9 protein-coding genes, 1 tRNA gene and 3 rRNA genes are annotated in these 10,644 nt (G+C 56.3%); 7 read left to right on the top strand and 6 right to left on the bottom strand.

Annotated elements, in window-relative coordinates; genetic code table 11:
• The 4 genes from SV253_02685 to rrf form a co-directional block, all read left to right on the top strand.
• Positions 1–339: ribosomal RNA gene (locus SV253_02685) — 16S ribosomal RNA — on the top strand; the annotation flags it as partial.
• Between the two features lie 144 nt (positions 340–483).
• Positions 484–555: transfer RNA gene (locus SV253_02680), tRNA-Ala, on the top strand.
• Positions 556–751: 196 nt separating this feature from the next.
• Positions 752–3,658 (top strand): 23S ribosomal RNA (locus SV253_02675).
• A gap of 88 nt (positions 3,659–3,746) precedes the next feature.
• Positions 3,747–3,868, top strand: a 5S ribosomal RNA gene (gene rrf, locus SV253_02670).
• A gap of 90 nt (positions 3,869–3,958) precedes the next feature.
• Here rrf and SV253_02665 read toward each other — a convergent pair.
• Both SV253_02665 and mtnA read right to left on the bottom strand, forming a co-directional pair.
• Positions 3,959–4,513, bottom strand: coding sequence for an HIT domain-containing protein (locus SV253_02665; protein MDY6774978.1), 555 nt, complete (start codon positions 4,511–4,513; stop codon positions 3,959–3,961).
• A gap of 4 nt (positions 4,514–4,517) precedes the next feature.
• Complete coding sequence (gene mtnA, locus SV253_02660; protein MDY6774977.1) at positions 4,518–5,570, bottom strand: S-methyl-5-thioribose-1-phosphate isomerase; 1,053 nt, start codon at positions 5,568–5,570, stop codon at positions 4,518–4,520.
• A gap of 95 nt (positions 5,571–5,665) precedes the next feature.
• Between mtnA and SV253_02655 the strand changes: the two genes are divergently transcribed.
• On the top strand, positions 5,666–6,175 hold the full coding sequence (locus SV253_02655) for a hypothetical protein (GenBank protein ID MDY6774976.1): 510 nt from the start codon (positions 5,666–5,668) through the stop codon (positions 6,173–6,175).
• Positions 6,176–6,181: 6 nt separating this feature from the next.
• Here SV253_02655 and SV253_02650 read toward each other — a convergent pair whose 3' ends face one another.
• Both SV253_02650 and SV253_02645 read right to left on the bottom strand, forming a co-directional pair.
• Positions 6,182–6,862 carry a class II aldolase/adducin family protein gene (locus SV253_02650; GenBank protein ID MDY6774975.1) on the bottom strand — a complete coding sequence of 227 codons (681 nt, stop codon included), beginning with the start codon at positions 6,860–6,862 and terminating at the stop codon, positions 6,182–6,184.
• 6 nt (positions 6,863–6,868) lie between these two features.
• Complete coding sequence (locus SV253_02645; GenBank protein ID MDY6774974.1) at positions 6,869–7,315, bottom strand: RNA-binding protein; 447 nt, start codon at positions 7,313–7,315, stop codon at positions 6,869–6,871.
• Positions 7,316–7,407: 92 nt separating this feature from the next.
• Between SV253_02645 and SV253_02640 the strand changes: the two genes are divergently transcribed.
• Together SV253_02640 and guaB are read left to right on the top strand one after the other, a co-directional pair.
• A complete protein-coding gene (locus SV253_02640; GenBank protein MDY6774973.1) occupies positions 7,408–8,460 on the top strand; it encodes an Mrp/NBP35 family ATP-binding protein in 1,053 nt (350 codons plus the stop codon).
• Positions 8,461–8,513: 53 nt separating this feature from the next.
• Positions 8,514–9,998 carry an IMP dehydrogenase gene (guaB, locus tag SV253_02635; protein ID MDY6774972.1) on the top strand — a complete coding sequence of 495 codons (1,485 nt, stop codon included), beginning with the start codon at positions 8,514–8,516 and terminating at the stop codon, positions 9,996–9,998.
• Between the two features lie 15 nt (positions 9,999–10,013).
• On the opposite strand, the gene SV253_02630 is transcribed toward guaB, so the two are convergent.
• Both SV253_02630 and SV253_02625 read right to left on the bottom strand, forming a co-directional pair.
• Positions 10,014–10,304 (bottom strand): thioredoxin family protein, encoded by a 291-nt coding sequence (locus SV253_02630; protein MDY6774971.1) that lies wholly within the window; start codon positions 10,302–10,304, stop codon positions 10,014–10,016.
• Positions 10,305–10,407: 103 nt separating this feature from the next.
• On the bottom strand, positions 10,408–10,605 hold the full coding sequence (locus SV253_02625; GenBank protein ID MDY6774970.1) for a hypothetical protein: 198 nt from the start codon (positions 10,603–10,605) through the stop codon (positions 10,408–10,410).
• Between the last annotated feature and the right edge of the window lie 39 nt (positions 10,606–10,644).

Raw genomic sequence — 10,644 nt, 5'->3', positions numbered from 1 at the left:
CAACGGTAGGTCAGTATGCCCCGAATGGGCCGGGCAACACGCGGGCTACAATGGCACAGACAGAGGGACGCGACCCCGAGAGGGGGAGCCAATCCTTAAACTGTGTCGTAGTTCGGATTGAGGACTGAAACTCGTCCTCATGAAGCTGGATTCCGTAGTAATCGCGCCTCAAAAAGGCGCGGTGAATATGTCCCTGCTCCTTGCACACACCGCCCGTCAAACCACCCGAGTGGGGTTCGGATGAGGCCGTGTGTTTAACACGGTCGAATCTGGATTCCGCAAGGGGGGTTAAGTCGTAACAAGGTAGGCGTAGGGGAATCTGCGCCTGGATCACCTCCTAACGATCGCGACCCTGTAACAGGGGCGCACCTTATACACAAGACACCTGTCGGACACCTAAGAACTACCAGAGCTAACTCATCTGTACCGTGATCGGGTGTGTTTTGCACATCCGTTCTCGCGTCTCGACAGCGCGTATCTGTCGGGCTCATAGCTCAGCGGCAGAGCGCCGCCTTTGCAAGGCGGAGGCCGAGGGTTCAAATCCCTCTGAGTCCATCACCGCCACTGCGGCGAGTTTGAAACGTTGCCCTTATATGGGGCAACGTACAAGCCAAAATGCAGACATCGATGCACCGCTCCGTGAAAGCGCGGGCGGGAAGGGTGGATGCGCTTACCGTGATGCTCCACGGGAGTGCTATGAAGCTGTGTGTAAACGCAACCCAGACGCACACTGGATTTGTAGGAACGAGAGGAATTCGTTTTGCTACGCCGTCTGGTGAATGGCTCGGCTCGAGTGCCGATGAAGGACGTGCCAAGCTGCGATAAGCCCAGGGAAGGCGCACGGAGCCTAGGAACCTGGGATCTCCTAATGGGAATCCCCTTTGCAACCGCCTTGTGCGGTGGGGAACGTCCCCAACTGAAACATCTTAGTAGGGACAGGAAAAGAAATCAAACGAGATGTCGTTAGTAACCGCGAGTGAACACGATATAGTCCAAACCGAAGCCTTCGAGCAATGTGGTGTTCGGACTGACCATCATCGGCCGAAACGCGGGTTGAAGTCTCCTGGAACGGAGCGCGATACAGGGTGAAAGCCCCGTAAACCTACCGGAGTACGCCGTGAGTCAGCTCCAGAGTACCAGGGGTTGGAAATCCCTTGGGAATTTGGGAGACATCATCTTCCAAGACTAAATACTCCTCGAGACCGATAGCGTATTAGTAGCGTGAGCGAACGCTGAAAAGCACCCCGAGAAGGGAGGTCAAAAGAGCCTGAAATCAGACGGTTATAGAGCGGCGGAGCACGAAAGGTGCTTCTCCTCAAAGGAACCGTTCGCAAGGACGTAGTACGAGAGGAGTCGCCGGTGTTCCGTCGTACGTTTTGAAAAACGAGCCAGGGAATGTGTTCTTATGGCAAGGCTAACACCTTCACGGTGGAAGCCACAGGGAAACCAACATGGACGTAGCGCCTTCGGGCGCCTGGTCCGCCGTGTTCAAGCGCGGGGAGTCATGGGAACACGACCCGAAACCGGGTGATCTACTCGTGAACAGGGTGAAGCGTTGCGAAAGCGACGTGGAGGCCCGCATGTGATGATGCCTTACAAAGCTCTCACGTGATTCACGAGTAGGGGTGAAAGGCCCATCGAACTCGGCGACGGCTGGTTCTTGCCGAAAAATGTCGAAGCATTACCTCTGCTGAGGTAGTCTGTGGGGTAGAGCTACCGATTGGGGAATGCTCTCCCGAGAGGGAGAGACCCCCTGTCGAACTCCGAACCCACAGACGCCGTCGAAGCAGGGAGTTCGGATTGCCGGGGTAAGCCTGTGATCCGTAAGGGAGACAACCCAGCCGTGGGTTAAGGTCCCAAAGTGCAGGTTAAGTGTCATTTGAAGGGTGTCGCAAGCCACAGACAGCTGGGAGGTAAGCTTAGAAGCAGCTACCCTCTAAGGACAGCGTAATAGCTCACCGGCCGAGGTTTGCGGCCCCGAAAATGGACGGGGCTTAAACCTGCCACCGAGACCCACGAGTCCGTAAGGACTTGTAGGCAAGCACTCAGCGCGGATGGAAGCTCGGCCGTGAGGTCGCGTGGACCGCGTTGTGAAGAAAATCCTGGTAGCAGTAGCAGCGAAAGTCGGGTGAGAACCTCGACCGTCGAAAGGACAAGGGTTCCTCGGCAATGTTGATCAGCCGAGGGTTAGCCGGTCCTAAGGTCTGCCGTAATTCGAGCAGATCGAAGGGGAAGCAGGTTAATATTCCTGCGCCTAACCACACTAAAAGCCGACGCTTCGGGATAGACCGGGCGACGCAGTCGCGTCGTCTAAGCCTTGAAGCTCGTGGAAGCCGTAATGGCAGGAAGCGAGTGAAGAGGTTATGGCGAAAGCCGGTCGATTCCTGGAGCCCGTGAAAAGGCGAGTGGTAGACCGTACCGAGATCCGACACAGGTGTCCTGGCTGGAAAGGCCTAGACGTGTCGGGAGAACCGAGCTAAGGGAATTCGGCAATTTAGCCCCGTAAGTTCGCGAGAAGGGGTGTCTGCCTTTCACGAGGCAGATCTCAGAGACTAAGAGGCTCCGACTGTCTAATAACAACATAGGTGATCGCTAAGCCGCAAGGCCTCGTACGATCACTGAATCCTGCTCAGTGCGGGTATCTGAACACCTATTACAATAGGGCGAAGGACCCGTCAACGGCGGGGGTAACTATGACCCTCTTAAGGTAGCGTAGTACCTTGCCGCTTTATTGGCGGCTTGCATGAATGGATTAACGAGGGCCTCACTGTCCCTAGCTTGGACCCGGTGAAACTCACATCCCAGTGCGGAGTCTGGGGACCCCCAGGGGGAAGCGAAGACCCTATAGAGCTTTACTGCAGCCTGATGTTGGGCTGTGGTCTCTCGTGTGCAGAATAGGTAGGAGCCATTACACAGGTACGTGCGCCAGCACGCCACCGAGGCAGCCTTGAAATACTACCCGCGGGAGACCGCAGCCCTCACTCCGGGAGGAAGACATCATTAGGTAGGCAGTTTGACTGGGGCGGTACACGCTTGAAAGTATATCGAGCGTGCCCAAAGATCGGCTCATCCGGGACAGGAACCCGGATAAGAGTGCAAGAGCAAAAGCCGGTCTGACGCTGTCCTTCCCAACGAGGGACGGCGAGCCGAAAGGCGGGTCTAGCGAACCTATGAGCCTGCGTGATGCGGGCCATAGATGACAGAAAAGCTACCTTAGGGATAACAGAGTCGTCACCGGCAAGAGTACATATCGACCCGGTGGCTTGCTACCTCGATGTCGGTTCCGCCCATCCTGGCGGTGCAGAAGCCGCCAAGGGTGAGGTTGTTCGCCTATTAAAGGGCGTCGTGAGCTGGGTTTAGACCGTCGTGAGACAGGTCGGTTGCTAACTACTGGGGGTGTTCGGAGCTTGACGGGAAGTTGCTATTAGTACGAGAGGAACATAGCAACGGCGCCACTGGTCAACCGGTTGTCCGATAGGGCACTGCCGGGCAGCTACGCGCCTCGGGTTAACGGCTGAAAGCATCTAAGCCGGAAACCCACCTGAAAAAGAAGCTCCTTAGGCGGCCCATAGAAGATGGGTTCGATAGAACCAGGGTGTAAGCACGAAGGCAACGACGTGTTCAGCCCGTGGTCACTAAACGCCAAACCACTTATTCCCTCTCTCCTACAGATCCAGGCGTAAACTGGGTTGCGTTTACACACAGCTATTCCACTGAGCTTCGGGTTCATAGCCTGAGTTCAGCTTTAAGGCGGCCACAGCGGAGGGGTTCCTCCCGTACCCATTCCGAACACGGAAGATAAGCCCTCCCACGTACCGCTGAGTACTGGAGTGCGCGAGCCTCCGGAAAAAGCGGTTCGCCGCTACTACTTATACTCGTTATACTTATACTCGTACTGATACTTATCCGTTAACCGCTGTGCTGCAATATACTGTAGCTACTTATAACAGCCGCGCAGTTACCACTCGTCGACTACCAATGACTCATTCTCTTTATCCGTAGTTACTACTCCGTCGATCCTCTTGAATGCGTCGTAGAGGCGTTCATAGGTCTCGTCGATAGCCTCGACTATGACCTTAGTGTCGCTAGTCGCAGGCATGAAGTTAGTGTCACCTTTCCATCTCGGAACCACGTGTGTGTGGAGGTGGTCGTCTATCGACCCGCCGCTTCCGTGTCCGAGGTTGAGACCTGTGTTGAATCCGTCTGGGTCTAAGCCTTCTCTCACAGCCTCGAAGGTCAGCTGTTTGAGTCTCGCGTGGTCACGCAGAACCTCGTCTCTCAGTTCGTCGTACTTACCCGTGTGCTGGTACGGGACTACCATGAGATGACCCGGGTTGTAGGGGTAGTTGTTGAGTATGACAAATGAGTGTTCGCTCCTGAGTAAGATGAGGCTGTCGCGGTCGTCCTCCATCTCGGGGAGTTCACAGAAGACACAGCCGTCTATCTCCTCGTTCTTGTTCTTGTCGTCACGTTCTATCCAGTCTATCCTCCACGGTGCGAATATCTGGTTCATACAGTCAGTATACCGTCGACGTCGTATCAATATACTCCTCGATCTCCGATGGCTCGAATACACCATCTTCGGTCACGACTGCGTCGACGAGCTCACCGGGTGTTCTGTCGAACGCGGGGTTGTAGACGTCGATGTCCTCGGGGGCGTTCTGTGTCCCGTAGATATAACGAAGCTCGTCCGGGTTGCGTTCCTCTATCTCGACGTCTTCTGCGTCTGTCTCCGTGTCTATCGTAGATGTCGGCGCGGCGACGTAGAATGGGACGTCGTGTCTGTCGGCTACGACAGCGTGTTTGTACGTCCCTATCTTGTTGAAGACTGTCGTCGTGTCACCTCTAACGGTTATCCTGTCAGCACCCACTACTACGGCGTCGACGTGTCCCTCCTGAATAACGAGACCGCTAGCGTTGTCGGGTATGAGACAGACTTCGACCCCTCTCTCTTCGAGTTCGACTGTCGTGATACGTGACCCCTGGTTGAGTGGACGTGTCTCGTTTGCTATGACGTCGACCTCTTTACCCTCGCTGTGCGCCGAGTAGACTACCCCGAGAGCGGTTCCCCAGTCGACTGTCGCGAGAGCACCAGCGTTACAGTGAGTCATCACAGTGTCACCGTCGTCTAATAGCTCCGCGCCGTTCCGTCCTATCTGCTTGTTAGTCTCGATGTCGTCGTCAGCGATACGTTTAGAGACATCCACGGCGTTTTCTACTGCGTCTTCGACTGAGTCGGCGTCCTCAACGACAGTCAGAACCTCGTCGACCCCTTTCGAGAGGTTGACAGCCGTAGGTCTCGCCTCGGCTATCCTCTCGGCGTCATGTCTCACCTTCTGTTTGAAACCTTCTATGTCTCTGTCTTCCCCTGCCCGTCTCGTCGCCGAAAGAGCCACTCCAAATCCGCCTGCGGCACCGAGTGCGGGCGCGCCTCTCACACGCAGAATCTCTATGCTCTCGACGAGCTCGTCGACGGTCTCCGCGTAGTACTCCGTGTACTCGCTCGGAAGCTGCGTCTGGTCGACCATCTCGACACAGTCTCTCTCGCCGTTCCAGTCGACTGTTCTCATGGATGGTGTTCCTCGGCGTACCTACATCAAGTTAACGTGACGTGACATGACACGAACCGCTAATCCGAAGTTAGACCACCGAGAAGTAGAACACAATGAACACACAGAAACAGCTCGACCTCCTTATAGAGGCTTTCGAGGGAGGAGTCTTCGGTCTAAGAAGGGTTTACGAGAGAGGATGGGGCAGAAACGGCGACGGCGGCACGAGTGATGCGGAGGTCGACCTCCCGAGGAGGAGAGACGACAGCATCACCGCAGACGTATCACTACTCGCCGAGAGGATAGAGCGAAACGATGCCCTCCTCGAAGAGATGACGACCAACCTCGCCCTCGGCTTCCTCGGTCTGTCTTACGAACTCGTGAAGGAGTCGAGGGAGTACGACGAGAGGCTGTCACAGAAACCCGAGGTACAGTTCCTGAGATGGTGCAGGAACGCCGCTTTACACGGAAACAGATTCGCATTCGAGCCGGGTAAGCCCGACAAGCCCGCGAGATGGGACGGCTACGAGATATCCCAGTATCTTCAGGGACAGCGTCTAATACCAGAGTTCATAGAGATAGGTGACGCCGTCTGCCTCGTAGAGGACGTCCGTGACCTCCTCTGACTCCACCTACTGCCCGTGTCCCTTGAACTTCTCTATGACTTTCTCGATCTCGTCGTCGGATAGCTCTACGGGGTCTCCCACGGCTTTCGCGCGGAGGTAGACCTCGGCTGTGAACTCGACGTTTACAGCGGTCTCAAAGACTTCCTCGACTCCGTCTCCCCTGACTACGAGACCGTGGTTTGGGATTACACACGCCTTCGATCCGTCTCTGTCTTCGTCTTTCATCGCCTCGACGACGTTTTCGCCGAGTTCGGGAGTGCCGTAGGTCGCGTACTCCGCGAGAGGCACTCTTCCTCCTGCGAGTCCTACGGCGTAATGAACCGCCGGTATCTCCTCGCGCAGAACACCGACTGTCGTAGCCGCGGGAGAATGTAGGTGCAGGACGGCTCGGCTTCCGAACTCCTCGTAGACGTCTGAGTGCATAGGAGTCTCGCTCGATGGTTCGAGTTCGCCTTTGACCTTCTCGCCGTCGGAGTTCATGACCGGAACGTCCTCGGCTTCGACCTCGCCGTATCTAACCCCCGTCGGAGTTATACAGAAGTAGTCGTCGTTTCTCACGCTGAGGTTTCCCGTCGTCCCCGGTGTCAACGAAGACAGACGTTCCGACGCCTCGGCGACGAGACCTCTCTCGGTTGTCATATCTATATCTATGTCTATGTCTATGTCTATGTCTTCTGCCTCTGACATACGGGATCAGAACTCCGAGAAGTACTCGTTGAGTGTCTCGACGGCGTTTTCCTTCTTCGCGGGGTATGCCTCGACTTTCCCCATCAGGGTTATCCCGTCGCCGAGACGTATCTCGCCCTCGTACGCCGCCTGCTTGTCGAACCTGACATAGAACGAGCAGTCGTCGTCTATGCGATCCTCCATCTCCCTCAGAACCCTGCTGAAGCTCTCCGCAGTCCTGACCCTGTTCATAACGTAACGTATCTCGTCTGCGAGTTCGAGGCGCGTCTCGAAGACCTTTATCTTGTTGCCGTAATGCCCCTCTGCCTCCGACTTCTCCACCTCGTATCCTGTCTTTATCTCGTCGTCGTACTCGTCGCGCGGAGGCAGGAATCTGTCGAGCGCAGAGAGGACGCGATCCTCAGACTCGGTGTCGTAACAGAATGTCCTCAGGTCGAGGTAATGGAACGCCATACTCGTCTTATACCGTCGGAGGGTATAGTCCCCACGGTCAAAACGTCAGACGATACACAATTCTTAAGGTAATCCTTACGAAAGGGAAAGTAATGACTCCTTCACGCGATGATGTTCTTGAAGCACTCAGAAACGTCAACGACCCCGAGCTAGGTGAGGACATAGTCAGTCTGGAGATGGTCGAGAACGTCCGTCTCGACGGCTCGACGGCACATTTCCGTGTCAATCTCCCGGCTCCGGATATGAAGGAAGAGCTACGTGACGACATAACCGACGCTCTCTCCGACGTCGAGGGTCTCGAAGGTCTTCAGGTCGAGTGGTCATCGGAGGCTGAGGCGGCGGACGAGGAGAGTGAGGTACTTCCTAACGTCGACAAGGTAATCGCGGTTTCGAGTGGGAAGGGAGGCGTCGGAAAGTCGACAGTCGCTGTCAACTTAGCCGCCGCGCTCTCCGACGCCGGAGCCACCGTAGGTCTCTTCGACTCCGACGTCTACGGACCTAACGTCCCACGTATGCTAGGGAGCGACGCCCAGCCGAGGGTCGACAAGGACGAGAAGATCATACCGCCCGAGAAAAGCGGAATAAAGGTGATGTCGATGGGATACCTCACGGGACAGGACACACCCGTAGTCTGGAGGGGCGCGATGGTACACAACGCTCTGACACAGCTTCTCAACGACGTCAACTGGGGCGACCTCGACTACCTCGTCGTCGACATGCCCCCCGGAACCGGAGACGCACAGCTCACGATAGCCCAGACGATACCCGTCACGGGTGCTGTGATAGTTACGACGCCACAGACGGTCTCTCTCGACGACTCGCGTAAGGGAGTTGAGATGTTCGAGAAGACCAACGTCCCCGTCGTCGGGATAGTCGAGAACATGTCGGAGTTCGTCTGTCCCGACTGCGGAGGACACCACGATATATTCGGATCGGGAGCGGGTCAGAAGCTCGCCGATGAGGCTGACGTGCCACTCGTCGGAAGAATACCCATAGATCCCAACGTCAGGACGGGAGGCGACGAGGGAGAGCCGATAGTCCTGAGCGACTTGGACTCGCCCGCCAAGGACGCTCTGAGGGGCGCGGCGGACAGTATACGTGACGAGGTCGACTCGATAGGTGACAGGAAGCTCCCGATGGTGTAGCCGACAGGACAAGATAGCGACACCATTTTAAGAAGTCGGCGCGTTGAGGTTACATGGGGACAGATTTCAGAGACAAGCTCGACTGCGAGGAGGGACTCACCTTCGACGATCTTCTTCTACGTCCTTCCGAGTCTACTGTCGAGCCCAACGAAGCTGACGTTTCTACCAGGGTATCGGTTAACGTAGAGATGGAGACTCCTATAATCAGTGCCGCGATGGACACTGTGACCGAGAGCGGCATGGCGATAGCGATGGCACGTGAGGGCGGAATCGGTGTCGTCCACAGGAACCTGAGCGCCGACTCGCAGGCTGAGGAGATAAGGAAGGTCAAGGACAGCGACCGTCTCATCACGAGAGACGTAGTCACTATAACGACCGACGCCTCGGTCGACGACGCCACACGTCTCATGGAGACAGAGGATGTTTCGGGACTTCCCGTTCTCGATGACACGGGAGACCTCGTCGGAATAGTCAGCAAACGTGACCTGCGACCCTTTGCCGACACCGGACGCGGTGACGTGAGCATAACCGAGGTCATGACGCGTGATGTCGTCACGGTAGACGAGGGCATAGATCCCGACGAGGCGCTCGAACTCATGTACGAGAACGGCGTCGAACGTCTTCCCGTCGTAGAGGACGGCGGAGAGACGGTCGAGGGCATAATTACGATGAGGAGTATACTCAGAAGACGTGAGTATCCCGACGCTACGAGGGACGACGACGGACATCTCGCAGTCGCCGCCGCTGTCTCGCCTTTCAAGACCGACCGCGCCCTAAAGCTCGACGAGGCGGGTGCCGACGTCCTGATGGTCGACACCGCACACGCCCACAACATGAACGTCGTCGAGGGCGCGCGCGAGATAAAACAGAAGGTCGACGCCGACGTCGTAGTCGGGAACATAGCCACGTCTGAGGCAGCCGAGGAGCTCGTGGAGTTCGCCGACGGTCTCAAGGTCGGCGTCGGACCCGGAAGTATCTGTACGACGAGGGTCGTCGCGGGTTCGGGAATGCCCCAGATGACAGCCATCTCGAACGTCGCCGACGTCGCCTCCGAACACGGAGTACCCGTGATAGCCGACGGCGGAATACGGTACTCGGGCGACATAGCCAAGGCTGTCGCCGCGGGAGCCGACGCCGTGATGATGGGATCGCTCTTAGCGGGCACCGACGAGGCTCCGGGTAGGACGATAACCGTACAGGGCAAACGTTACAAGCAGTACAGAGGAATGGGAAGCGTCGGAGCCATGACCGCCGGAGAGGAGACCACTGACAGATACCTCAAGGAGGACACCGACCAGGAGTTCGTCCCCGAGGGAATCGAGGGTGCTATACCCTACCGTGGTTCTGTCGGTAGTCAGATTCACCAGCTAGTCGGAGGTCTCCAGAGTGGAATGGGATACGTCGGCGCGTCCGACATAGACGAGATGCAGGAAGAAGCGAGATTCGTACGTATAACAGGTGCAGGAAAGGAGGAGAGCCATCCTCACGACGTCATGATTACTGACGAGGCTCCCAACTACAGAAGCGATCAGACGTAGTAGTAGCTAGGATAGCTAAACCTCTACCTCCATATCCACCTCACAGACCTGTCTGACCATCTCGGTCGCCCTTTCTTCGTCGGGGACACCCTCGACCTTCTCACCGTCGACTATCGTCGTTGGAACCTCGGTGATATCGTACTTGTCTACGAGATGTCTCCCGTACTCCGTACATATCTCGACGGTCTCGTAACTGAATCCGTGCCGACTCCTGAGTGACTTCCATACCTCTTCGGTCTCCGAACAGCCGAGACACCAGTCGTGGACTATCAGGGTGACCTTGCTTCTGCAGTCTATATCATTCATTACCACACCACCTACGTCTTTATTATAAATTGTGATATATAAATCCACCGGCGGTGTGTGAAGAAAGCCCACGTCACGACCAAGAGACTCTGTATTTGTAGTATTACACGAGTAGACGGTAGGCAATCCACGCGACCAGAGCTAAGACGCCGACTGCGACGCCGAGTTTGAGTATACCCATGACTGCGGCAAGGAGTATCTTGACCGCGGCATAGCCGAGTATCACAGCGAGCGAACCGAGGACTGCATAGACGAGGTAACGCAGGAGTCTGTCATCGTTGAGGTACTCTGTCTTCGACATACAGCCCGTAGGATCTCGGCGTCCAAATGGTTTTCTCCG

The sequence above is a fragment of the Candidatus Afararchaeum irisae genome, assembly GCA_034190545.1.
Lineage (GTDB): Archaea > Halobacteriota > Halobacteria > Halobacteriales > Afararchaeaceae > Afararchaeum > Afararchaeum irisae.
This window is presented reverse-complemented; position numbering and strand designations above follow the sequence as displayed.

Bases quoted from the DNA above. Each gene is read 5' to 3' on its own strand.
- SV253_02665 (MDY6774978.1), bottom strand. From the start codon at position 4,513: ATGAACCAGATATTCGCACCGTGGAGGATAGACTGGATAGAACGTGAC.
- mtnA (MDY6774977.1), bottom strand. From the start codon at position 5,570: ATGAGAACAGTCGACTGGAACGGCGAGAGAGACTGTGTCGAGATGGTC.
- SV253_02655 (MDY6774976.1), top strand. From the start codon at position 5,666: ATGAACACACAGAAACAGCTCGACCTCCTTATAGAGGCTTTCGAGGGA.
- SV253_02650 (MDY6774975.1), bottom strand. From the start codon at position 6,862: ATGTCAGAGGCAGAAGACATAGACATAGACATAGACATAGATATAGAT.
- SV253_02645 (MDY6774974.1), bottom strand. From the start codon at position 7,315: ATGGCGTTCCATTACCTCGACCTGAGGACATTCTGTTACGACACCGAG.
- SV253_02640 (MDY6774973.1), top strand. From the start codon at position 7,408: ATGACTCCTTCACGCGATGATGTTCTTGAAGCACTCAGAAACGTCAAC.
- guaB (MDY6774972.1), top strand. From the start codon at position 8,514: ATGGGGACAGATTTCAGAGACAAGCTCGACTGCGAGGAGGGACTCACC.
- SV253_02630 (MDY6774971.1), bottom strand. From the start codon at position 10,304: ATGAATGATATAGACTGCAGAAGCAAGGTCACCCTGATAGTCCACGAC.
- SV253_02625 (MDY6774970.1), bottom strand. From the start codon at position 10,605: ATGTCGAAGACAGAGTACCTCAACGATGACAGACTCCTGCGTTACCTC.